Origin of the sequence: Rhodococcus sp. RD6.2 (genome assembly GCF_001040705.1) — a bacterium.
In the GTDB taxonomy this organism is placed as follows: domain Bacteria; phylum Actinomycetota; class Actinomycetes; order Mycobacteriales; family Mycobacteriaceae; genus Rhodococcus_G.
Genome location: NZ_CVQP01000011.1, coordinates 119,113 through 142,269 on the forward strand (window position 1 = coordinate 119,113; position 23,157 = coordinate 142,269).

Genomic DNA, 23,157 nt, shown 5'->3' on the forward strand with positions numbered 1-23,157 from the left:
GGTAGCGTGACTGCATCGTTACAGGTGTCCGAACGTGCGGGAGATTCCCGGATGTTGGAACGCGGTACCTCCCGCGTCCTGAAAGCAAGGGTAGTTTTCAGCGATGTTCTCAAAAGTTCTGGTTGCCAATCGCGGCGAAATCGCGATTCGGGCATTCCGTGCCTCCTACGAGCTGGGCGCGGGAACAGTGGCTGTCTTTCCGTACGAGGACCGCAATTCGGTCCACCGGTTGAAGGCCGACGAGAGTTATCAGATCGGTGAGCAGGGCCACCCGGTGCGGGCGTACCTGTCGATCACCGAGATCGTGTCGGCCGCCAAGAAGGCGGGTGCCGACGCGATCTATCCCGGCTACGGCTTCCTCTCGGAGAATCCCGACCTCGCGGCCGCCTGCGTCGCCGAGGGCATCACCTTCGTCGGACCGTCGGCGGAGATCCTGGAACTGACCGGCAACAAGGCCCGCGCGATCGCCGCGGCGAAGGCCGCAGGCCTGCCGGTCCTGGAGTCGTCGGCGCCGTCCGCCGACGTCGACGAACTGCTCGCCGCGTCGGAATCGATGGAGTTCCCGATCTTCGTCAAGGCCGTCGCGGGCGGTGGCGGTCGCGGTATGCGACGCGTCGCCGAGCGCTCCCAGCTGCGGGAGTCGATCGAGGCCGCCGCGCGCGAGGCGGAGTCCGCGTTCGGTGATCCGACGGTGTTCCTGGAGCAGGCGGTCGTCGATCCCCGTCACATCGAGGTGCAGATCCTCGCCGACGGCCAGGGCAACGTCATCCACCTGTTCGAGCGTGACTGCTCGGTCCAGCGACGGCACCAGAAGGTCATCGAACTGGCGCCGGCGCCGAACCTGCCGGAGGAATTGCGGCAGAAGATCTGCGCGGACGCCGTCGCGTTCGCCAAGCAGATCGGGTACTCGTGCGCGGGCACGGTCGAGTTCCTCCTCGACACCCGTGGCAACCACGTCTTCATCGAGATGAACCCGCGCATCCAGGTCGAGCACACCGTCACCGAGGAGATCACCGACGTCGACCTGGTGCAGGCGCAGTTGCGCATCGCATCCGGTGAGACGCTCGAAGACCTTGGCCTGAGCCAGGATTCGATCACCATCCGCGGCGCGGCGCTGCAGCTGCGGATCACGACGGAGGATCCCGCGAACGGGTTCCGCCCCGACACCGGCCGCATCACCGGCTACCGCACGCCGGGTGGTGCGGGTGTCCGTCTCGACGGCGGCACCATGGTGGGCGCGGAGGTCGGCGCCTACTTCGACTCCATGCTCGTGAAGCTGACCTGCCGCGGACGCGACCTGCCCGCGGCGGTCGCCCGTGCCCGTCGTGCCGTCACCGAGTTCCGCATCCGCGGTGTCGCGACGAACATCCCGTTCCTGCAGGCGGTTCTCGACGACCCTGACTTCCGCGCAGGCAAGGTCACCACCTCGTTCATCGAGGAGCGTCCGGAACTGCTGACCTCCCGCGCCTCCGCGGACCGAGGCACCAGGATTCTGCGTTACCTCGCGGACGTCACGGTGAACAAGCCGCACGGTGACCGCCCGTCGACGGTGTACCCGCACGACAAGCTCCCCGCGATCGACCTCAAGTCGCCGCCGCCTGCCGGATCGAAGCAGCGGCTGCTCGAGCTCGGACCGGAGGGTTTCGCGGCCGCACTGCGCAACCAGGACGCACTCGCCGTCACCGACACCACCTTCCGCGACGCGCACCAGTCGCTCCTCGCGACCCGGCTGCGTACCCGAGACCTGCTCACCGTTGCCGGTCACGTGGCCCGGATGACGCCCGAGCTGTTGTCGGTGGAGGCGTGGGGCGGTGCGACCTACGACGTGGCGCTGCGGTTCCTGCACGAGGACCCGTGGGAGCGCCTCGCGGCGATGCGCGAAGCGATGCCGAACATCTGCCTGCAGATGTTGCTGCGTGGCCGCAACACCGTCGGATACACCCCGTACCCGGAGACGGTGACCCGGGCGTTCGTCCGTGAAGCCACCGCGACCGGCGTCGACATCTTCCGGATCTTCGACGCGCTCAACAACGTCGACCAGATGCGTCCCGCGATCGACGCGGTCCGCGAGACCGGCACCGCGGTCGCCGAGGTCGCCTTGTCGTACACCGGCGACCTGTCGAACCCGAACGAGAACCTCTACACCCTCGACTACTACCTCAAGCTGGCCGAGCAGATCGTCGACGCAGGCGCTCACGTTCTCGCCATCAAGGACATGGCGGGTCTGCTGCGCGCACCCGCCGCGGCCACGCTGGTGACGGCGCTGCGGAAGAACTTCGACCTCCCGGTGCACGTGCACACCCACGACACGCCCGGTGGTCAGCTCGCGACCTACCTGGCTGCCTGGCAGGCCGGTGCGGACGCCGTCGACGGCGCCAGCGCGGCGATGGCGGGCACCACCAGCCAGCCCGCGCTGTCGGCGATCGTCGCCGCCGCCGCGCACTCTCCGCGCGACACCGGTCTCGATCTGCAGGCCGTGTGCGACCTCGAGCCGTACTGGGAGGCGCTGCGAAAGGTGTACGCGCCGTTCGAGTCCGGGCTGCCCGCACCGACCGGCCGCGTCTACACCCACGAAATCCCCGGTGGTCAGCTGTCGAACCTGCGTCAGCAGGCGATCGCACTCGGCCTCGGCGACCGGTTCGAGGAGGTCGAGGCGAAGTACGCGGCCGCCGACCGGATGCTCGGCCGGCTCGTCAAGGTGACCCCGTCGTCGAAGGTCGTCGGTGATCTCGCCCTGCATCTCGTCGGAGCGGGCGTTTCGAGCGACGAGTTCGCGGGCAACCCTGCCGGTTTCGACATTCCCGACTCGGTCGTCGGATTCCTGCGGGGCGAACTCGGCACCCCGGCCGGTGGGTGGCCGGAGCCGTTCCGTACCAAGGCCCTCGAGGGTCGCGGCGCAGCGAAGCCGGAGACTCCGCTCACCCCGGCCGACGAAGCCGGACTCGTCGGAGCACCCGAGGATCGGCGCGCCACGTTGAACCGGCTGCTGTTCCCGGGCCCGGCAAAGGAGTTCATCGAACACCGCGACAAGTACGGCGACGTGTCGCGGCTGTCGGCGAACCAGTTCTTCTACGGGCTGCGCCGCGGTGAGGAGCATCGGGTCGAGCTCGCTCCGGGTGTCGAACTGCTGATCGGCCTCGAAGCGATCTCGGACGCCGACGAACGCGGCATGCGCACGGTCATGTGCATCCTCAACGGCCAGTTGCGGCCGGTGTCCGTGCGGGACAGGTCCATCGCCAGTGAGGTCCCCGCCGCGGAGAAGGCCGACCGCGGCAACCCGGGCCACATCGCTGCGCCGTTCGCCGGCGTGGTCACGCTCGTCGTCGCCGACGGTCAGAAGGTTGCGGCCGGCGACACCGTCGCGACCATCGAGGCGATGAAGATGGAGGCCGCGATCACCGCGACCCGCGGTGGCACGGTCTCACGGCTTGCGATCGGACCCGTTCAGCAGGTCGAGGGCGGGGACCTGCTCGCGGTCATCTCCGTCGTTGCAGCGGAGGAGGACGGCCCGCAGTGACACCGTTCGCCGCGGCGGGCCGCGCAGTGACACCGTTCGCCGCGGCGGGCCGCGCAGTGACACCGTCCAGGGCGCCGAGGTGACCCGGATCGTGGCCGGCGCCGCAGGCGGGCGCCGGCTGCGGGTGCCTCCCCGGGGCACCCGTCCGACATCCGAGCGGGTTCGCGAGGCACTCTTCAACGCCCTGGCCGCGCGGATGGACCTCGACGGTGCCCGCGTACTCGATCTCTATGCGGGTTCGGGAGCGCTTGGGCTCGAAGCGCTTTCGCGCGGCGCGGGTTACGTACTCATGGTCGAGTCGAATGCGCGCGCGGCCGCGATCGTGCGGGAGAACATCACAGTGGTCGGGCTGGCGGGCGCGGTCGTGACGACCGCGCCCGCGGCCGCCGTCGTCGCGGGTACCGCCGACGGTGAGTACGACATCGTGATGCTCGACCCGCCGTACGCGCTCGAGGGTGACGAACTCACCTCGGTCCTGACCGATCTCGCCGCGAAGGGCTGGGTCGGGGAAGGATCACTCGTCGTGGTCGAGCGGGCCACCCGGTCGCCGGAAACGGTGTGGCCGGACGGATTCGAGGTCGAACGGTCACGCCGGTACGGCGACACCCGCGTCGAGATCGCCTGTTACGGTCTGCAGTCATGAGCAGTGCGGTCTGCCCCGGATCCTTCGACCCCGTCACCAATGGTCACCTCGACGTGATCGCTCGCGTGGCGGTGCAGTTCGACGAAGTCGTCGTCACCGTGGTCGTCAACCCGAACAAGCAGGGGATGTTCACGATCGACGAGCGTCTCTCCATGCTCCGCGAGGCGGTGGCCGACCTGCCGAACGTGCGCGTCGACTCGTGGCAGGGCCTGCTCGTCGACTACGCGACCGCGAACGGCGCGAGCGCGATCGTCAAGGGACTGCGCGGCGCGAACGACTTCGACTACGAACTCCAGATGGCGCAGATGAACCACAAACTCACCGGCGTCGACACCCTGTTCGTGGCCACCAACCCGCGCTACAGCTACCTGTCCAGCTCGCTCGTCAAGGAGGTCGCCAAGTACGGCGGCGACGTCGCGGACATGCTGCCTGCGCACGTGCACGAGGCCCTGCTGGCCCGGATCACCGAGCTCAAGTCCGCCGGCTAGACGGTCGTCACGCCGGCTCGCTGATCACGCCGACGTGACGCACCTTCCCGGACAGGCCCGGCAGTTCCTGCACGGGCGACCACGTGCGCAGGCCGTCCGTACTGTCCGAGTAGAGGTACTTTCCCTCGGTGTATGCGTCGAGATAGATCCGCCAGGCACCGTCCGGTAGCTGGACCACGGCGGGTCCCTCCACGAAGGAACCCCAGTCGCCGGGCGGGACGAAGGAATAGGGGCCCGTCACCGACGGCGCCACCGCATGCTCGACGACCTTCTTCGTCTCGTTCTTCGTGAACGCGTGATAGGTCGATCCGACCTTGACCACGGTGGTGTCGATGTGGTCGGCGCCGATCCCGGAGAGGGGGACCGGCGGGCTCCACAACCGGAGCGACGGGTCCAGCGCCGTCATCAGGTACGGCACGAAGCCGCCGCCCGTCGACATCGACAGGATGACGTTGACGCGGTCGCCGTCGACGAACCATTCCGGTGCCCAGGCCTTCGTGGTGAACGGCGACAGCGACGGTCCGTCACTGAACCCGGCCGATCCCGAGGAACCGGGCGGACTCGCCGAACCCGTGCCGTCCCCGGTGCCCGGCAGGAAGGCGCAGCAGAACGGGACCGGCCAGGACCCCAGATAGGTCCAGTTGATCCGGTCGCTGCTGCGGGCGAAGCCGATGTTCGCCCCGTCCACCGTCGTGTAGGTGACGTAGTAGTACCCGTCGGTGTGCCGGAAGATGCTCGGGTCACGCACCAGTCCCGACGGGGGCCGATACGCCGACAGTCGGAGTGGTTGGAATTCCGTACCGTCTGCCGACTCGTACACGTCCATGTCGCGGTCGCTGGTGTTGCTGAACGCCACCATCGTGTAGCGCCGGTCCGGTGGTGCGGCGCCACTGCTGCCCGGTGCCGCGACCAGCAGGCTCGCAGCCGTGAGCAACACCATCGACATGACGGACAGGCCCTTGCGTGTGGCTGGCATCACACCTGCAGTATCGGTGACGACGGACGCATCGGGCGTGACATCGGCCACGGGTGTGGCGGATCGTTACCCCGGACCTCGACACATCTGCGCGCCGGTGGGCGTGGCGTCACGCCCCACTCGCAGGCTGCGGCACTATTGACAGGTAAGTGGATGTCGATGATTGGGGTGTGGCGTGTATCGCGTATTCGAGGCACTCGACGAGCTTGTCGCGATCGTGGAAGAGGCCCGCGGCGTGCCGATGACCGCGGGCTGCGTCGTCCCCCGCGGTGACGTGCTCGAACTGCTCGACGACGTACGGGACGCCATCCCCGGCGAGTTGGACGACGCCCAGGACGTGCTCGACCACCGCGACAAACTGGTCGGTGACGCCCGCACCCACGCGGAGAAGATGGTCTCCGGCGCGACCGCCGAAGCCGACGAGACCCTGTCGAGTGCCAGGCACGATGCCGACCGGATCCTCGCCGACGCGAAGGACAAGGCCGACCGCATGGTCGCGGAGGCGCAGGCGCACGCCGAACAACTCGTCGCCGACGCGCAGGACGAGGCCGAGCGGACCGTCGAGGACGGGCGTCGGGAGTACCAGGACGTGACGGGTCGAGCTGCCGCGGAAGCGGATCGGATGGTCGAAGCCGGACGCGCGGCGCAGGAACGGTCGATCGCAGAGGGGCAGGCCGAACAGGATCGCCTGGTGTCGCAGGCGGAGGTCGTGCAGGCCGCACACGCCGAGTCGGCACGGGTGATCGACGCGGCACACGCCGAGTCGGATCGACTGCGCGGCGACTGCGACCTCTACGTCGACAACAAGCTCGCCGAGTTCGAGGAGTTCCTCACCGGCACGATCCGGTCGGTGGGACGCGGACGGCAGCAGTTGCGCACCGGGTCCGGCGTGCCCACCTACGACGAACCGGACGAGCGCCGGACAGAACGCCGTCGCTGACGACGATGCCTCCGCTCCGGGCCCCCGTCCGGTGGTTCAGGCTCCGCGGGCGCGGGTGGGTGTGACCGCCTCCGCCGCCGACAGTGCGCCGGGCGCCGACGCGCGGCGGCGTCGGCGGATCGCCTTCTCCGCCTCGACGACGACAGGAACGATCAGCGCCCACCCCAGGCATACGAGCCACTGACGACCGGTCAGTGACGTCGTCATCAGCAGGTCCTGGAGGAATCCCAGTTCGACCGCGAGGACCGTCACCACGACCGGCACCGTCAGGATCTTCAGCGCACCCAGCACGGGGGCGGTGATCCCGGAATCCGGATCGCGCCGCATGACCAGGCCGGCCATGATCGACGCGAGTGACATCACGACGAACGCCATCGTCATCGGCACGTTCGCCTCGGTGGTACTCAACTGGCCGGGGGCGAGCAGCAGCACGGCCAGTGTCACGGCGAACTGCAGTACTCCGTACGCCATCCACTGCGTGAACGCCGCCCGGTTCGCGATCGGCAGCTTGGGATCCCGGGGTGGTTTGGCCATCAGGTTCGGTGCGGGTGGGTCGAGCATCACCACGATCACCGGGAACAGCGTGATGAAGAAGTGCTGGAAGAGCACCATCAGGGGGGTCAGCGCGACTCCGTCGTTGATGTCGAAGATGCTCGCTGCGAGAAAGAGCAGGACCAGCGAGAACAGTTTCGACATCTGGTACCGGATGTACGAGACGACCTTGTCGTAGATGCCGCGCCCCAACCGGATGGCGGTGATCAGCGTCCCGAAGTTGTCGTCGGTGAGGATCATCTTGCCCGCCTGCTTGGTGACCTCACTTCCGGAGCCCATCGCGACGCCGATGTCGGCCTTCTTGAGGGCGGCGGCGTCGTTGACGGCGTCACCCGTCATCGCGACGACCGCGCCGCCGCGCTGCATGAGGTCCGCCAGTCGCAGTTTGTCCTGCGGTGTGACGCGTCCGAACACGTGAAGGTCCGGAAGCCGTTGCACCAGTTCCTCGTCGCTCATTGCCTGCAGTTCGGTTCCGCCGATGGCTCCGGGACCGAGGCCGAGTTCGGCGCCGATCGCCGAGGCGGTGATCGCGTGGTCGCCGGTGATCATGCGGACGTCGATCCCGGCTTCGTGGGCGGTGCGCACCGCCTCGACTGCCTCCGGTCGGAGCGGGTCGATGATGCCGACCATGCCGATGAAGGTGAGGTCGTTCACGAACGACATCGGATCGGCGGCGACCGCCGCCTCCTGCCCGTCAACGTCGCGGGCGGCGAACGCGAGCACCCGCAGGCCCTTCTCCGACATCGATCGGTTCGCCGCGTCGATCTCGGCGCGGACGGTGTCGAGGGGTACGGACCGCCTGCCGGGCAGGAAGGCATGGGTGCACCGATCGAGGACCACGTCCGGGCCGCCCTTGACGACACCGACGAATCGGGTGTCGCCCTCGGCCTCCAGGTGGTGGTAGGTCGCCATGAACTTGTACGCCGAGTCGAACGGGACCTCCGCGACGCGGGGGTACTTCCTGCGGGTCAGCGGCGCGTCGACGCCCATCTTCGCGGCCAGCACGACCAGTGCGGCCTCGGTCGGATCACCGACCACCGCGCCCGCATCGGACACTGTCGCATCGCTGTCCAGGCACAGTCCGTACGCCAGCATGGTGAAGTCGGGGACCGGCTCGCCCGCGGCTTGGGTGATCGCGCCCTTCTTGTCGTAGCCCTCGCCGTCGACGGCGTACCAACGGGTGTGGAAGTACAGGGACCGCACCGTCATCTGGTTCATCGTGAGGGTGCCGGTCTTGTCGGAGTTGATGGCGCTCGTCGCTCCGAGGGTTTCCACGTCGGTGAGGTTCTTGACGACAGCCTTCGCGTCGGCGAGCTGACGTGCCCCGTACGCGAGCATCGCCTGTACGAAGGTCGGCAGGCCAGTCGGGATGGCGGAGATGCCCATCGAGATGCCGAGGAGCAGAACGGTCGAGACGGACTGGCCGCGGACGACACCGATGACGACGATGATCGCCACCGCCACCCAGGCGACCACGCCGAGAACCTTGGTGAGCGAGTCCAGTTCGCGCTGCAGTGGTGACTTGCTCGGTGCGACGGCGGACAGCATCGACGCGATCCGGCCCATCTCCGTGTGCATACCGGTCTCGGTGACCACGATGGTCGCGGTGCCGCGGGTGACCGAGGTGTTCTGGAACACCATGTTGCTGCGGTCGCCGAGCGGCACGTCGGCGTCGGGCAGGGTCGCGGGATCCTTGGCGATCGGCGCACTCTCGCCGGTGAGCGCCGCCTCTTGGGTCTCGAGGGTTGCGGACCGGAGCAGTCTGCCGTCCGCGGGAACGATGTCGCCCGCTTCGAGTTCGACGACGTCCCCCGGGACGAGGGACGTCGCATCGAGTTGGATCAGCGTGCCGTCGCGGATCACGCGCGCCTGTGGTGTCTGCATCCGCGCGAGCGCGTCGACGCTGGCGCGAGCCTTGAGTTCCTGCTGGGTGCCGAGCACGACGTTGAGCAGGACGAGCGCGGCGACGACGATCGCGGTCGGCACCTCGCCGATCGCGACGCTGACGGCGGCCACGGCCACCAGCATCAGATTCATCGGGTCGCGCAGCTGTCGAAGTGCGGTCGACCACATCGACGGCGAGGGTTCGGCGGCGATCTCGTTGACGCCGTAGCGACGAGTGCGGTCCGTCGCGTCGGCTGCGGTCAGTCCCGCGTCCGCGTCCGACGTCAGGGCCGACACCACGGCGTCGGCGTCCTGTGCGTGCCACGGCGGGGGAGCCTCGGCGTCGGCGGATGCCGACGGAGTGTGGTCGGTGATGGACATGATCTGGTGCTCCTCGGACGGGATCAGCGAGGCGGATCGGGTCGCCCCGCGGCGGGCAGATCAGAACGGGGTGGGAATCCACCGCAGTGGTTGCCGAGGAGGTTCGTAGTCGCCGGCGGGTTGACGCTTCGGCAACGTGACCTTGCGATGTTTCAGCGGTTCGTACGGCACCTGGTCGAGGAGGTGACTGATGATGTTCAGCCGTCCGCGCTTCTTGTCGTCGGTGTCGACGAGGTACCACGGCGCCCATCCGGTGTCGGTCATCCGGAACATGTCGTCACGGGCGCGGGAGTAGTCGTACCACCGGCTGTACGACTCGAGGTCGAGGTCGGAAAGCTTCCACACCTTGCGGGGATCGTCGATCCGGCTCTGCAACCGCAGCGTTTGCTGTTCCTCGCTGACCTCGAGCCAATACTTGAGCAGAATCACGCCCGATTCGACGATGGCGCGTTCGACCGCGGGTGTCGCCTCGAGGAACCGCAGCGACTGGTCCTCGGTGCAGAAACCCATCACTCGCTCGACGCCGGCGCGGTTGTACCAACTGCGATCGAAGATGACGACCTCTCCCGCTGCAGGCAGGTGCGGGATGTACCGCTGGATGTACATCTGCGACTTCTCGCGCTCGGTCGGTGCGGGAAGGGCGACGACCCGGAAGACCCGCGGGCTCACGCGTTCGGTGATCGCCTTGATGACTCCGCCCTTGCCTGCCGTGTCCCGGCCCTCGAACAGGATGCAGACCTTGGCCCCCGAGGTCTTGACCCATTCCTGCATCGCCACGAGCTCGGCATCGAGCGGCTCGAGGAGGTGGCGGTACTCCTTGTACGTGAGCTTCTCGGGTGGCGGCGCCGAGCCAGGGCCGACCAGTTCGACTTCGTGCTTCTCGTCGCCATGCTTATCGCCGTTGTGCTTCTTGCCACCGCGCTTGCTCACGGGACCATCCCCTCGACGTCGACTGCGGTCATCTTCCTCCGAGATTCGCTGCTGCGCTGACCGAGCGTCTGCGCGACCCGGTTTCCGATGCGATGGGCCATCGCGTACCCTGGTGTGGTTGCCCAATCCGGGGCGGCCGGTTTTGTCGTTCCGTATAGAAAGAGTGTCGAGTGTCCTCCCACAGCTCCGCTACGCCCCGTCTGCACGAGGGCGGCTTCGTGCTGGACACCCGCAAGCTCGGCCGCAGGCCCGGATCGATGATCACGGTCACTCGGACGGTGCCGACGCCGACGCGTATCGGCCTCGACCTGATCGCCGTTCCCGTCGGCGCCGACGTCGAGCTGGATCTCCGCCTCGAATCCGTTTCGGAGGGCGTGCTGGTCACCGGTACCGTTCACGCCGACACGACAGGGGAGTGCTCGCGCTGCCTCGAACCGTTCGACGGCACCCTCGATCTCTACCTCACCGAACTGTTCGCATACCCGAACAGCGTCACCGAGGAGACCACCGAGGAGGACGAGATCTACCGGATCGTCGACGACTTGATCGACCTGGAGCCGGTCATCGTCGACGCCGCCGGACTTGAACTTCCGCTGCAGCCGCTGTGCAGCGAAGACTGCCAGGGACTGTGCCCCGAATGTGGCATTCGCCTGGCGATTGCAGAATCTGGGCATGGGCATGAGATACTTGATCCTCGCTGGGCTGCCCTCGCGGGGAAGTTGGCCGATGCCGAAGGTGTCGCTGACGTCAACAGTGTCGAAGCCGATGCCGAGCCCAGCACGAATCTTGTGAACACCGAAGCCGAGGAGAAGTAGAAGTGGCTGTCCCCAAGCGCAGAATGTCGCGATCCAACACCCGGTCGCGTCGCAGCCAGTGGAAGACCACTGCGCCCACCCTCGTGACCTGCCCGAACCGCGGCTGCGGCGAGAAGACCCTGCCGCACATCGCGTGCCCGTCCTGCGGCACCTACAAGGGTCGTCAGGTCACTGCTGCGGTCTAGTCGCAGTGACGAGCAGTACGAGCCCAACGGCTCCCGCCGGCGGCGAGGAGGGCAAGCATGCTTCCCTCCTCGCCGCTCTTGGCGTTGATCTGGACGAATCGCTCCTGACCTTGGCTCTGACCCACCGCTCGTATGCGTACGAGAACGGTGGTCTGCCGACGAACGAGCGACTGGAGTTCCTCGGTGACTCGGTCCTCGGACTTTCCGTCACCGAACGGCTTTACACCGCGCATCCCGACAAGTCGGAAGGCGAGTTGGCGAAGATCCGCGCGAGTGTCGTGAACATGCACGCTCTGGCGGAGGTCGCTCGCGGTCTCGGCGAGGGTGGGCTGGGTGTACACCTCCTCCTCGGCAAGGGTGAGGAGATGACCGGCGGCAGGAACAAGCCGAGCATCCTCGCCGACGGCATGGAATCCCTCCTCGGCGCGGTGCACCTTCAGCACGGCATCGACACCGCTCGGTCCGTCGTGCTCGCGCTGTTCGCCGACCTGCTCGAACGGGGCCCCCGACTCGGTGCCGGTCTGGACTGGAAGACGAGCCTGCAGGAACTGACCGCGGAGCGCGGCGCCGGTGTGCCCGCGTACGAGATCAGTTCCACCGGCCCCGATCACGACAAGGAATTCACCGCGACGGTTCTCGTCGCGGGTGTCCCGTTCGGTGTCGGCGTCGGCCGGACGAAGAAGGAAGCCGAGCAGAAGGCCGCCAGCACCGCGTGGCAGGCACTGACGGACGGGCAGTCCGACTCGGATTCCGGTTCGACCGCCGTCGCGTCGACGGACGGGTCCGGCGAGTAGTCTACTGTGCCCGAACTTCCCGAGGTCGAGGTCGTGCGTCGCGGGTTGACCACGCATGTGGTCGGTTCCCGGGTGGACGCGGTCGAAGTGCTGCACCCACGTGCAGTCCGTCGGCACCTCGCAGGCGGATCCGACCTGATCTCGCGACTGACCGGGCTGTCCGTCACCGCCGCGCAGCGGCGCGGAAAGTATCTGTGGCTCGAGGTCGATCCCGGTGACCTCGCGGTCGTCGTGCACCTGGGCATGAGCGGTCAGATGCTCGTGCAGTCGCCTGACGTCGCGCGGGAGAAGCACCTGCGTATCCGAGCCGAACTCGACAGTGGCAACGAATTGCGGTTCGTCGATCAGCGCACCTTCGGTGGGTGGGCACTGGCGCCACTCGTCGACGTCGACGGGACGGTCGTCCCGGAACCGGTCGCGCACATCGCCCGCGACCCACTCGACCCGCTCTTCGACCCCGATGCTGCGGTCGCGGCGATCCGCCGCAAGCAGTCCGAGATCAAACGGGTGCTCCTTGACCAGACCGTGCTCTCCGGGGTCGGCAACATCTACGCCGACGAAGCCCTGTGGCGCAGCCGCATCCACGGCAATCGCCCCGCCGACCGGCTGACGCGGCCCCAGGTCCGGTTGCTGCTCGAATCCGTGACCGAAGTGATGGCCGAAGCGCTCGCGCAGGGTGGCACCTCGTTCGACGCCCTCTATGTCAACGTCAACGGCGAATCCGGCTACTTCGACCGCTCACTGTCCGCGTACGGCCGCGAGGACGAGCCCTGCTCGCGCTGCGGTGCCCCGATCCGGCGCGAGAAGTTCATGAACCGCTCGTCGTACAGTTGCCCGCGCTGCCAGCCGCGGCCTCGATCGATCCGCTGACGACGTCCGCGATCACCTGCGCCGCCTCGTCGGCGCGGGATTCCGGGAGTCGGGCGTAGCCGCACAGGAGTCCGCGTGGACCCGAGTCGGTCGCGCGGTAGGCGGCGAGGGGACGCACGGTGAAGCCGCGCTCGCGGATCGCATCCGCAACGGCGGCGTCGTCGCATTGGTCGGGAAGTGGCAGTGCCACATGCAGTCCGGCTTCGACACCGAGTGGTGTCACGTCGGGTAGTCGCGCGGCCAGCGCGTCGATGAATGCCTCGCGCCGTGCCGAGTAGGTGCGTGACGCGCGTGCGAGATGGCGGGTGAGGGAGCCCGATTCGACGAACCGTGCGAACGCGTCCGCCGTGATGGCGCAGACGGATTCGCCGGTCGCTGTGAGTGCGTCGTGTGCGCGGGGGAGCAGAGGCGCCGGCGGAATCAGCCACGCCAACCGCAGCGACGGGGTGATGACCTTCGATGCGGTCCCGAGATAGGCGACGCGGTCGCGTCCGCCGTCGATCGCGCGCAGCGCTGGCAGTGATGCGACGCCGTACCGGAATTCGCCGTCGTAGTCGTCTTCGATGATCCACCGCCCCGTCGATGCCGCCGACGCCACCAGATCGGCGCGGCGGGCCACCGACATCCGCGAGCCCAGCGGGAACTGGTGTGCCGGAGTGCAGTACACCGCGACGTCGTCGAGGTGCAGCGCCGCCGGATCGAGGCCGTCCACGCCCACGGCAACCGGTCGGATCCGGGCACCCGACTGCAGTAGTGCGAGGCGTGCCTTCGTGTACCCGGGGTCCTCGAATGCGACCTGCCTGCCGTCGAGGTCGGCAGCCGCGGCCATGACGCGAAGCCCCGCGGCCACTCCCGGCACCACGAGGATCTCCTCGGGTTCCGCCGCGACTCCCCGGGTCCGTCGCAGGTGTTCGGCGAGCGCCTGGCGGAGCCTGCGGTGCGTGTGCGGTCCCGGAACGAATCCCGGAATCGGCGCCGATGCCGCCGCCCGCCACGCGGAACGCCAGTCCCGCGCTGCAACGAGCCCGGTGTCCGGGTAGCCGGGCGACAGGTCGAAATCCGACTCGGCGTGGCCGGGATCGGTCGTTGGTGTCGTCGCGGCGGGTGCGGTGACGTGCGGAGTGACCCCGGCGCGGGCCGCGGCAACGGCGCCGGGCGCGACACGGGTGCCGGATCCCGTTCGGGTGTCGACGAATCCGGCCGCGGACAGCTCGTCGTACGCGTCGACCACGGCGGCGCGGGAGACGCCGAGGTCGGCGGCGAGTGCGCGGCTCGGCGGCAGCAGGTCGCCCGGACCGAGCGCTCCCGAGCGCAGGGCCGCGACGATCGCACCGGCGATGCGACGACGAAGCGGCTCGGCGGTCTCGTCGAGGGTCAGGTGGAGTGTCGAAACGGAAGCGGTGCGTGCCACGCCCGCCACGATACCGGTCTGAAACTTTTGTCAGAAGTGGACCTTTCTACCAGTCCGAAATGACGGCAGGGTGGACGACATGAGCAACCGACCCGAGCTGTCCCGCATCCACCGACTCCCCGAACGGTCCCGCGCCGACCGCGCCGACCTCGACGCGGTGCTGGACGCGTCCGCGATCGGCACCCTGGCGACCGTTGTCGACGGAGAGCCGTGGGCGGTCCCCATGCTGTACGCCCGCATCGGCGATCGGATCCTGCTCCACGGGTCGACCGGAGCAGGGGCACTGAGGCACATCGCGGCGGGCGCACCGGCGACGCTGTGCGTGAGTATTCTCGACGGAATCGTCCTGGCCGACAACCTGTTCAACTCCTCCGCCAACTACCGGTCCGCGGTCGTTCGAGGTCACCTGACGACGATCGACCGCGCCGAGGCCGACGCCGCGCTCACCGAACTGTCCGACGCCCTGATCCCCGGCCGCAGCGCTGAGGTCCGGCCGTCGACTCCGAAGGAACTCGCCGCGACACTGACGATCGCGCTGCCGATCGTCGAGGGGCAGTGGACGGTCAAGGTGCGGGACGCGCCCCCGAGCGAGGGCGACGCGAACCCGCGCGTCTGGGCGGGCGTGGTGCCGATCCGGGAGGTCGCGGGCGCACCGGAACGGGCGCCCTGGGTCGACGCGGACGTGCCGCAACCCCCGTCCGTCACGCGGCTGCGCAGCGACCGTCAAGATCGCGTCAACGGCCCAGTTCACGCCGTCAGCGAGTCGTAAAGGGCGCCCATTTCGCCGAATTTCGGGAGCACTCTGCACTGTGGCCCGGAAGAGGGCCGGTCCCGCCGAGAGTCGGCGGGACCCGTGCGGTGTGAAAAGGAATGCGTGATGGCTGATCTGGCCTACGTGACGGCGATCATCGGGACGTTCGCCTGCTGTGCGGCGGTCCTGCGGGCGCTGCAGACGAAGGCGGTCCGATGACGGCGAGCGGCGTCCTGAGCGTGGTGTTGATCGCGCTCGCGGCTGCCCTGGTGATCTACCTGCTCGTTGCGCTCGTCGACCCCGAAAGGTTCTAGTCAATGAATCCCGCGCTCGCAGCGGGACTACAGGTGGCACTCGTCGTTGCGGTGCTTGCGATCCTGTACGTCCCCGTCGGCGACTACATGGCCAAGGTGTATTCCACCGACACCGATCTCCGGTCCCGGGACCTGCGGGTCGAGACGGTCCTGTACCGCCTCTGCCGCATCAATTCCCGCACCGAGCAGACCTGGTACGGCTACGCAGGCTCGCTCCTCGGCTTCTCTGCCGCCAGTGTGCTGTTCCTCTACTTCCTCCAGCGTGTCCAAGGTGTCCTTCCCCTGAACGGCGGGCTGTCCGGGGTGAGCCCGGCGGTCGCGTTCAACACAGCGGTGTCCTTCGTCACGAACACCAACTGGCAGTCGTATGCGCCCGAGACGACGATGAGCAACCTCACCCAACCGCTCGGGCTCGCGGTGCAGAACTTCGTGTCTGCCGCAGTCGGCATGGCCGTCGCGGTCGCGCTGATCCGCGGCTTCGTCCGGGTCTCCCGTGGCGGTGAGATCGGCAACTTCTGGGTGGACCTGACCCGCGGCGCGTTGCGCATCCTGCTGCCGCTCTCCTTCGTCATCGCTCTGGTCCTCATGAGTCAGGGCGTGATCCAGTCGTTCCGGACCGGTTTCGACTCCACCGGACTCGACGGCAATGTCGTCACCAACGCGCTCGCGCCGGTCGCCTCCCAGGAAGCGATCAAGGAACTCGGGACCAACGGTGGCGGGATCCTCGCCGCCAACTCTGCGCACCCGTTCGAGAACCCCACCCCGATCACCAACATCGTCGAGATCCTCGCGATCCTGCTGATCCCGGTGTGCCTGACCCGGACGTTCGGAACGATGGTCGGGCAGCACAGGCAGGGACTGACCCTGCTCGCCGTGATGAGCGTGCTGTTCAGCGGACAACTCGCGGTGGTGCTGGCCGCCGAGTCAGGGACGCGCGGCGTGGCCGCCACCGCTGCGGGCGCCATGATGGAAGGCAAGGAGACTCGGTTCGGCATCCCGGGTAGCGCCCTGTTCGCGGTCGCCACCACCGGAACCTCCACCGGCGCCGTCAACTCCGCCCACGACAGCATGTCGCCGCTCGGCGGCGGCGCAGTGCTACTGAACATGCTGCTCGGCGAGATCGCGCCCGGCGGTGTCGGTACCGGCCTCTACGGCATCCTCGTTCTCGCGATCATCGCGGTGTTCGTAGGCGGCCTCCTCGTCGGCCGCACACCGGAGTACCTCGGCAAGAAGCTCGGGCGACGTGAGATCACGATGGCGGCGCTGTCGGTGCTGGTGATGCCCGCGCTGGTGCTGATCGGCACGTCCATCACCGTGATCCTGTCGACTACCACCGGTTTCCAGGGCAACAGCGGCGATCCCGGCACCCCCGGATCGATCCACGGTTTCACCGAGGTGCTGTACGCCTACGCGTCGGCGTCGAACAACAACGGCAGCGCCTTCGGCGGCCTCACCGTCACCAGCGACTGGTTCCAGACCTCGCTCGGCGTCTGCATGCTGCTCGGCCGGTTCCTGCCGATCATCTTCGTGCTCGCACTGGCCGGCTCTCTGGCATCACAGCGCAAGACGGCGCCCACCGCGGGCACCCTCCCCACCGCGGGGCCGATGTTCGCCGGGTTGCTCACCGGCACCGTCGTTCTCGTCGCGGCACTGACATTCTTCCCGGCCCTCGCACTGGGCCCGATCGCAGAGGCAATGCAATGAGTGTGGACACCCGAGAGCGCGTGGCGGCGGATACCACTTCCAGCGCGGGACACGGCCCGACACCGGTCAAGGCCGGCATCTTCAACCCGCGCCAGATGTGGACTTCGCTTCCTGGCGCATTCCGAAAGCTCGATCCTCGCCACCTCGCCCGCAACCCGGTGATGTTCGTGGTGTTCGTCGGGTCGGTGGTCACCACAGTGCTCGCACTGGTCGACCCCTCGGTGTTCGCGTGGGTTGTCGCAGCTTGGCTGTGGTTCACGGTGTTGTTCGCGAACCTGGCCGAGGCGGTCGCGGAGGGACGCGGCAAGGCCCAGGCGGCGAGCCTGCGGAAGGTCAAGCAGGACACCACCGCCCACCGGATCACCTCAAGTGGTGCGGTCGAATCCGTGCCCGGCACCGAACTGAAGGTCGGTGACCGGGTGGTGGTGAAGGCGGGCGAGGTCATCCCCGGGGACGGCGACGTCGTCGAGGGCATCGCGACCGTCGACGAGTCGGCAATCACCGGCGAGTCCGCGCCGGTGGTACGCGAGTCCGGGGGCGATCGCTGCGCGGTCACCGGTGGCACCGTGGTGCTGTCCGACCGGATCGTCGTCCAGATCTCCACGGCACCCGGACATTCCTTCGTGGACCGGATGATTGCGCTCGTCGAAGGCGCGTCGAGACAGAAGACGCCCAACGAGATCGCGCTCAACATCCTCCTCGCCTCGCTGACCGTGGTGTTCCTGCTCGCAGTGGTCGCGATCGGACCGATGGGCCTCTATGCGGGAAGCGAGCAGGATCCGATCAAGTTGATCGCCCTGCTGGTATGCCTGATTCCCACCACCATCGGCGCCCTGCTGTCGGCGATCGGCATCGCGGGCATGGACCGGCTCGTCCAGCGGAACGTCCTCGCCATGTCCGGTCGTGCGGTGGAGGCCGCCGGTGACATCGGCACGCTGCTGATGGACAAGACCGGCACGATCACCTACGGCAACCGTCGGGCCACCGCACTGCATCCGGCGCCGGGTGTCGGTGCGGCGGAACTCGCTGCCGCCGCACGACTCTCGAGCCTCGCCGACGGAACCCCGGAGGGACGCAGCATCGTCGACCTGTGTGTCGCGGAGTTCGGGCTGGCTGCCGATCCGTCGGAGGGCGAGAAGGCCGCGGAGTTCGTCCCGTTCACCGCACAGACTCGGATGAGCGGTCTGGACCTGGGCGAGCAAGGTGGTTCGAGCAGGCAGATCCGCAAGGGAGCCAGTGATGCGGTACTCGGCTGGGTGCGAGCCCAGGGCGGCGCGGCTGCACCGGCGGTGACCGACACGGTGAACGAGATCGCGCAGTCCGGTGGAACCCCGCTGGTCGTGGCGGTAGCCGAGGGTGCATCCGTCCGGGTGCTCGGTGTCATCCAACTCGCCGATGTGGTCAAGCCCGGTATCGCCGAACGTTTCGCGGAGCTGCGTGCGATGGGTATCCGGACCGTGATGATCACGGGCGACAATCCGCTGACCGCGAAGGCGATCGCGGAGGAGGCCGGCGTCGACGACTTCATGGCCGAGGCCACCCCCGAGGACAAGCTCGCGCTGATCCGCAAGGAACAGGCGGGCGGCCGGCTGGTCGCCATGACCGGCGACGGTACGAACGACGCGCCCGCGCTCGCACAGGCCGATGTGGGCGTGGCGATGAACACTGGGACCTCGGCGGCGAAGGAAGCCGGGAACATGGTGGACCTGGACTCCGATCCCACCAAGCTGATCGAGGTCGTCGAGATCGGCAAGCAGTTGCTGATCACCCGTGGCGCGTTGACGACGTTCTCGCTGGCGAACGACCTCGCGAAGTACTTTGCGATCCTGCCCGCGCTGTTCAGCGGCATCTACCCGCAGTTGGACGCACTGAACATCATGCGGCTGGCCACGCCGCAGTCGGCGATCGTGTCGGCGGTGGTGTTCAACGCCCTGGTGATTGTCGCTCTGATCCCGCTGGCGCTCAAAGGTGTTCGGTATCGACCTTCCACAGCGTCCCAGCTGTTGGGTCGGAACCTGATGATCTACGGTCTCGGCGGCGTCGTGACCCCATTCGTCGGGATCTGGCTGATCGATCTCGTCGTACGTCTCATTCCCGGAATTGGGTGACTTGGACATGCGTTTCACAATTGGAATGTTGCGGCAGGTGTGGGCGGGCTTCCTGGTGCTCCTGGCGCTGACCGCGGTGGTGGGTGTGCTCTATCCGGCTGTCGTCTGGGGTGTCGGCCGGCTCGGGTCCGACTCCGCCGAGGGCTCGCCCGTCCGCGATACGCAGGGATGTGTGGTCGGCAGCGCCTGGATCGGAGTCGACCCCCAGGTTCCCGAAGGCGAGCCCGATCCGTACTTCCACGCCAGGGTCACGGGTTCGGTGGCGGACGAGGATCCGTTCGCGCCGGGAGATCCCGCCACCGCACTGCCCACCAACCAGGGCCCGAGCAGCGAGATCCTCGCCACCTTCGTCGAGGCACGGCGCGCCGCGATCGCGGAACGGGAAGGTGTGCGACCCGACCAGGTGCCCGTGGACGCGCTGACCGGGTCCGGTTCCGGCGTCGATCCGCACATCAGCCCCGCGTACGCGGACCTGCAGGTGCGACGGGTGGCGGAGGTCAACGGGCTGAGTGAGACACGGGTCCGGGAGCTCGTCGCCGACCACACGGATGGCCGCCAGCTGGGATTCCTCGGCGAGGAACGCGTCAACGTGCTGGAGCTGAACGTGGCGCTCGGGCTGACGGCACCGGAGTGCAGCACCGTTGGTGGATGATGACGGTGTGAGTGGCGACGACACAACCGGTGCCCGCGGCGAGCTGCGCATCTATCTCGGTGCCGCGCCGGGCGTCGGCAAGACGTACGCGATGCTCGGTGAGGCGCACCGGCGCCGTGAGCGCGGCACGGATGTGGTCGCGGCCGTGGTGGAGACCCACGGCCGCGCCCGTACCGCCGAGCAGGTCGGCGATCTCGAGGTGATCGCCCCGAAGGTGATCGAGTATCGCGGTACCCGGATGCCGGAGCTGGACGTCGACGCGGTTCTGCGTCGGCGTCCGGCCCTCGTCCTGGTCGACGAACTCGCCCACACCAACACGCCGGGCAGCCGCAACGCGAAGCGCTGGCAGGACGTCGCGGAGGTGCTGGACGCGGGCATCGATGTCCTGACCACGCTCAACGTCCAGCATCTCGAATCGTTGGGCGACGTGGTGCAGCGGATAACCGGGGTGGTGCAGCAGGAGACCGTGCCCGACGAGGTGGTGCGCGGCGCCACCCAGGTCGAACTGGTGGACATCACCCCGGAGGCGCTGCGGCGCAGGCTCTCCCACGGCAACGTGTATTCCGCGGACAAGGTGGACGCGGCACTGAGCAACTACTTTCGGCGTGGAAATCTCACCGCGCTGCGGGAACTCGCTCTGCTCTGGGTCGCCGACCAGGTGGACGCCGCGCTGGCGAAGTACCGCGCGGAGAACGCCATCACCGACACCTGGGAGGCCCGCGAGCGGGTCGTCGTCGCCGTCACCGGTGGGCCGGAGTCCGCGACGTTGATCCGCCGAGCGAGCCGGATCGCGTCGAAGGCGAGCGCGGAACTGATGGTGGTGCACGTCGTTCGTGGCGACGGGCTGGCCGGGGTGTCGGCGTCGGAGATGGGCAAGGTTCGCACTCTCGCGGCAGCCATCGGCGCCACCCTGCACAGCGTCGTAGGCGACGACGTCCCCGCCACCCTGCTCGACTTCGCTCGTTCCGCGAACGCCACGCAGTTGGTGCTCGGCACTTCACGGCGTTCGCGGTGGGCGCGGATCTTCGACGAGGGCATCGGTGCCACGGTGGTGCAGCGCTCCGGAGGCATCGACGTGCACATGGTCACCCACGAGGCGACCGCCGTGTCCCGGCGATGGCTGCCGTCCGGCTCGCGGCCCCGCCGTGCGCTGTCGTGGGTGGCGGCGCTGGTCGTGCCGTCGCTCGCCGCGTTGCTGATGGGTGCGGTCAACGCACGGTACGACGTCGGCGGGGAGAACGCGCTGTTCTTCATCGTCGTGCTGCTGGTCGCGCTGCTCGGCGGTGTCGCGCCCGCGGCGCTGTCGGCGCTGATCTCCGGACTGCTGCTCAACTACTACTTCACGCCACCGCTGCGCAGTTTCACGATCGCCCAACCCGACAACTTCATCACCACGGTGGTTCTGCTGGTGATCGCGGTCGCGGTCGCGGTGCTCGTGGACGAAGCGGCGAAACGAACGCGGGAGGCGCGGCGCGCGTCCCAGGAGGCGGAACTGCTCGCGCTGTTCGCGGGGTCGGTGTTGCGTGGTGCCGACCTGCCGGCGTTGCTGGACAAGGTTCGGGAGACCTACGGTCAGCGGGCGGTCAGCGTCCTGCACAGGGACGGGGGAGTCGTCGATGCGGTCGGGGACGATCCGCCCCGTGACCGCGACGACGCCGACACGGTGTGCGACGCGGGTGACGGCGAATACACTCTCGCGCTGCGCGGACCCGACGTTGCGGCACGGGATCGTCGGGTGCTGACTGCCGTCGCCAACCAGGCGGTCGGCCTCATCCGGCAGGAACAACTCGCCGCCGAGGCGGGCGAGGCCCGGGCTCTCGCCGAAGCGGACCGGCTACGCCGTGCGCTGCTGTCCGCGGTCAGTCACGACCTGCGCACGCCGCTGGCCGCGGTCAAGGCGGCGGTGTCGAGTCTGCGCAGCGACGACATCGAGTTCTCACCGGAGGACACCGCGGAACTGCTTGCCACCGTGGACGAGTCGACCGACCAGCTGACGAGCCTGGTCGGGAACCTCCTCGACTCGTCGCGTCTGGCGGCCGGGGTGGTGCGGCCCGAGCTGCGCCCGGTGTACCTGGACGAGGTGGTGCATCGCGCGCTCCTCGGCGTCGGGGTCGGCACCGCCACGGGATCGGCGCGGACGGTACGGGAACGGGTGCGCGTCGACGTCGGCGAGTGCGTCGTCCGTGCGGACAGCGGCCTGCTCGAGCGGGTCGTCGCGAACCTCGTCGACAACGCTCTGCGGTACGCACCCGACGGCGTCGTACGGGTCGCGGCCGGTGCCGCGGGTGACCGGGTCCTGCTCACCGTCGCCGACACCGGACCCGGGATCGCCCGCGGCGCCCAGGAGCAGATCTTCGATTCCTTCCAGCGGCTCGGTGACCGCGACACCACCACCGGTGTCGGACTTGGTCTGTCGGTGGCGCGCGGCTTCGTGGAGGCGATGGGTGGGACCGTCACCGCGACGGATACGCCCGGTGGTGGCCTGACAATGGTGGTGGACCTCGCGGGCGCAGGCCCCGGGGGCGAGGACGAGAGCGACGAGGTGGGTGCGTGACACGGGTGCTGGTGGTTGACGACGAACCGCAGATCCTGCGCGCGCTGCGGATCAATCTCAGTGTGCGCGGCTACGAGGTCGTCACCGCCGCGGACGGGGCGTCCGCGCTGCGGGCGGCGGCCGAACGGCCACCCGAGGTGATCGTCCTCGACCTCGGACTGCCCGACATGGACGGCATCGAAGTCCTTGCCGGGCTCCGGGGTTGGTGCGCGGCGCCGGTTATCGTGCTGTCTGCCAGGACCGACTCCGCCGACAAGGTCGCCGCGCTCGACGCCGGCGCGGACGACTACGTCACCAAGCCGTTCGGCATGGACGAGTTCCTGGCCCGGCTCCGGGCCGCGGTGCGTCGCGGCGAGTCCGTCGCCGCCACGGCGGACCCGGTGGTCGTCACCGACTCGTTCACCGTCGACCTCTCCGCCAAGACGGTGACCAGGGGCGAGGCCGAGGTGCACTTGACACCGACCGAGTGGGGGATGCTCGAGATGCTCGTCCGCAACAAGGGCAAGCTCGTCGGGCAGAAGGAACTGCTGCGCGAGGTGTGGGGGCCCGCGTACTCCACCGAAACGCACTACCTGCGGGTGTATCTCGCGCAGCTGCGTCGCAAGCTCGAGGACGATCCGTCGCATCCACGTCACCTGATCACCGAGGCGGGGATGGGGTACCGGTTCCAGGTGTGAGGACGGGTCGG

At 68.4% G+C, this 23,157-nt stretch carries 19 protein-coding genes; 15 read left to right on the forward strand and 4 right to left on the reverse strand.

What is annotated here, in order from left to right; translation table 11 throughout:
* Positions 1–103 precede the first annotated feature (103 nt).
* From RHCRD62_RS22985 to coaD, 3 genes are all read left to right on the forward strand, one after another.
* Positions 104–3,517: a pyruvate carboxylase gene (locus tag RHCRD62_RS22985; RefSeq protein WP_050067080.1), complete on the forward strand. Its 3,414-nt coding sequence runs from the start codon at positions 104–106 to the stop codon at positions 3,515–3,517.
* A gap of 79 nt (positions 3,518–3,596) precedes the next feature.
* The gene (gene rsmD, locus RHCRD62_RS22990; protein ID WP_050067081.1) at positions 3,597–4,160 is read left to right on the forward strand and encodes a 16S rRNA (guanine(966)-N(2))-methyltransferase RsmD; all 564 of its coding nucleotides are present in this window, start codon (positions 3,597–3,599) and stop codon (positions 4,158–4,160) included.
* Positions 4,157–4,648 carry a pantetheine-phosphate adenylyltransferase gene (gene coaD / locus RHCRD62_RS22995; protein WP_050067082.1) on the forward strand — a complete coding sequence of 164 codons (492 nt, stop codon included), beginning with the start codon at positions 4,157–4,159 and terminating at the stop codon, positions 4,646–4,648. The genes rsmD and coaD overlap by 4 nt, the downstream gene beginning before the upstream one ends.
* 7 nt (positions 4,649–4,655) lie before the next feature.
* On the opposite strand, the gene RHCRD62_RS23000 is transcribed toward coaD, so the two are convergent.
* Positions 4,656–5,624 (reverse strand): glycoside hydrolase family 43 protein, encoded by a 969-nt coding sequence (locus RHCRD62_RS23000; protein WP_172671124.1) that lies wholly within the window; start codon positions 5,622–5,624, stop codon positions 4,656–4,658.
* Positions 5,625–5,799: 175 nt separating this feature from the next.
* Between RHCRD62_RS23000 and RHCRD62_RS23005 the strand changes: the two genes are divergently transcribed.
* Entirely contained in the window at positions 5,800–6,564 is a 765-nt protein-coding gene (locus RHCRD62_RS23005; protein WP_050067083.1) for a DivIVA domain-containing protein, read from the forward strand.
* 36 nt (positions 6,565–6,600) lie between these two features.
* Here RHCRD62_RS23005 and RHCRD62_RS23010 read toward each other — a convergent pair whose 3' ends face one another.
* Positions 6,601–9,381 (reverse strand): cation-translocating P-type ATPase, encoded by a 2,781-nt coding sequence (locus RHCRD62_RS23010; protein ID WP_050067084.1) that lies wholly within the window; start codon positions 9,379–9,381, stop codon positions 6,601–6,603.
* Between the two features lie 60 nt (positions 9,382–9,441).
* Complete coding sequence (ppk2, locus tag RHCRD62_RS23015) at positions 9,442–10,245, reverse strand: polyphosphate kinase 2 (RefSeq protein ID WP_050067240.1); 804 nt, start codon at positions 10,243–10,245, stop codon at positions 9,442–9,444.
* Between the two features lie 284 nt (positions 10,246–10,529).
* On the opposite strand from ppk2, the gene RHCRD62_RS23020 reads away from it, so the two are divergent.
* The 4 genes from RHCRD62_RS23020 to mutM are packed head-to-tail and all read left to right on the forward strand — an operon-like array spanning position 10,530 to position 12,975.
* Complete coding sequence (locus RHCRD62_RS23020) at positions 10,530–11,126, forward strand: YceD family protein (protein ID WP_050067085.1); 597 nt, start codon at positions 10,530–10,532, stop codon at positions 11,124–11,126.
* A gap of 2 nt (positions 11,127–11,128) precedes the next feature.
* Complete coding sequence (rpmF, locus tag RHCRD62_RS23025) at positions 11,129–11,311, forward strand: 50S ribosomal protein L32 (RefSeq protein WP_043809451.1); 183 nt, start codon at positions 11,129–11,131, stop codon at positions 11,309–11,311.
* A gap of 5 nt (positions 11,312–11,316) precedes the next feature.
* On the forward strand, positions 11,317–12,105 hold the full coding sequence (gene rnc / locus RHCRD62_RS23030; RefSeq protein WP_050067086.1) for a ribonuclease III: 789 nt from the start codon (positions 11,317–11,319) through the stop codon (positions 12,103–12,105).
* Between the two features lie 6 nt (positions 12,106–12,111).
* The gene (gene mutM, locus RHCRD62_RS23035; RefSeq protein ID WP_050067087.1) at positions 12,112–12,975 is read left to right on the forward strand and encodes a bifunctional DNA-formamidopyrimidine glycosylase/DNA-(apurinic or apyrimidinic site) lyase; all 864 of its coding nucleotides are present in this window, start codon (positions 12,112–12,114) and stop codon (positions 12,973–12,975) included.
* Here the strand turns inward: mutM and RHCRD62_RS23040 are convergent.
* Positions 12,914–14,386, reverse strand: a complete 1,473-nt coding sequence (locus tag RHCRD62_RS23040; protein WP_050067088.1) for a MocR-like pyridoxine biosynthesis transcription factor PdxR — start codon at positions 14,384–14,386, stop codon at positions 12,914–12,916. The two genes, mutM and RHCRD62_RS23040, sit on opposite strands and share 62 nt — an antisense overlap.
* 79 nt (positions 14,387–14,465) lie before the next feature.
* Between RHCRD62_RS23040 and RHCRD62_RS23045 the strand changes: the two genes are divergently transcribed.
* The 7 genes from RHCRD62_RS23045 (at position 14,466) to RHCRD62_RS23075 (ending at position 23,146) form a co-directional block, all read left to right on the forward strand.
* The gene (locus RHCRD62_RS23045) at positions 14,466–15,155 is read left to right on the forward strand and encodes a pyridoxamine 5'-phosphate oxidase family protein (protein WP_050067241.1); all 690 of its coding nucleotides are present in this window, start codon (positions 14,466–14,468) and stop codon (positions 15,153–15,155) included.
* Between the two features lie 197 nt (positions 15,156–15,352).
* Positions 15,353–15,451 carry a K(+)-transporting ATPase subunit F gene (gene kdpF / locus RHCRD62_RS23050; RefSeq protein WP_050067089.1) on the forward strand — a complete coding sequence of 33 codons (99 nt, stop codon included), beginning with the start codon at positions 15,353–15,355 and terminating at the stop codon, positions 15,449–15,451.
* 3 nt (positions 15,452–15,454) lie between these two features.
* A complete protein-coding gene (gene kdpA / locus RHCRD62_RS23055) occupies positions 15,455–17,155 on the forward strand; it encodes a potassium-transporting ATPase subunit KdpA (RefSeq protein ID WP_050067090.1) in 1,701 nt (566 codons plus the stop codon).
* Positions 17,152–19,263 (forward strand): potassium-transporting ATPase subunit KdpB, encoded by a 2,112-nt coding sequence (kdpB, locus tag RHCRD62_RS23060; protein ID WP_050067091.1) that lies wholly within the window; start codon positions 17,152–17,154, stop codon positions 19,261–19,263. Before kdpA ends, kdpB begins: the two co-directional genes overlap by 4 nt.
* 7 nt (positions 19,264–19,270) lie before the next feature.
* Positions 19,271–19,915 carry a potassium-transporting ATPase subunit C gene (locus tag RHCRD62_RS23065; RefSeq protein ID WP_050067092.1) on the forward strand — a complete coding sequence of 215 codons (645 nt, stop codon included), beginning with the start codon at positions 19,271–19,273 and terminating at the stop codon, positions 19,913–19,915.
* Positions 19,916–19,922: 7 nt separating this feature from the next.
* Positions 19,923–22,469, forward strand: a complete 2,547-nt coding sequence (locus tag RHCRD62_RS23070) for a sensor histidine kinase (protein WP_253277449.1) — start codon at positions 19,923–19,925, stop codon at positions 22,467–22,469.
* The gene (locus RHCRD62_RS23075; RefSeq protein ID WP_050067094.1) at positions 22,466–23,146 is read left to right on the forward strand and encodes a response regulator; all 681 of its coding nucleotides are present in this window, start codon (positions 22,466–22,468) and stop codon (positions 23,144–23,146) included. Before RHCRD62_RS23070 ends, RHCRD62_RS23075 begins: the two co-directional genes overlap by 4 nt.
* The last annotated feature ends 11 nt before the right edge of the window (positions 23,147–23,157 follow it).

What these genes read in the sequence shown, in the direction of transcription:
- RHCRD62_RS22985 (WP_050067080.1), top strand. Translation starts at nt 104, where the DNA reads ATGTTCTCAAAAGTTCTGGTTGCCAATCGCGGCGAAATCGCGATTCGG.
- coaD (WP_050067082.1), top strand. Translation starts at nt 4,157, where the DNA reads ATGAGCAGTGCGGTCTGCCCCGGATCCTTCGACCCCGTCACCAATGGT.
- RHCRD62_RS23000 (WP_172671124.1), bottom strand. Translation starts at nt 5,624, where the DNA reads ATGCCAGCCACACGCAAGGGCCTGTCCGTCATGTCGATGGTGTTGCTC.
- RHCRD62_RS23010 (WP_050067084.1), bottom strand. Translation starts at nt 9,381, where the DNA reads ATGTCCATCACCGACCACACTCCGTCGGCATCCGCCGACGCCGAGGCT.
- RHCRD62_RS23045 (WP_050067241.1), top strand. Translation starts at nt 14,466, where the DNA reads ATGAGCAACCGACCCGAGCTGTCCCGCATCCACCGACTCCCCGAACGG.
- kdpF (WP_050067089.1), top strand. Translation starts at nt 15,353, where the DNA reads ATGACGGCGAGCGGCGTCCTGAGCGTGGTGTTGATCGCGCTCGCGGCT.
- kdpA (WP_050067090.1), top strand. Translation starts at nt 15,455, where the DNA reads ATGAATCCCGCGCTCGCAGCGGGACTACAGGTGGCACTCGTCGTTGCG.
- kdpB (WP_050067091.1), top strand. Translation starts at nt 17,152, where the DNA reads ATGAGTGTGGACACCCGAGAGCGCGTGGCGGCGGATACCACTTCCAGC.
- RHCRD62_RS23065 (WP_050067092.1), top strand. Translation starts at nt 19,271, where the DNA reads ATGCGTTTCACAATTGGAATGTTGCGGCAGGTGTGGGCGGGCTTCCTG.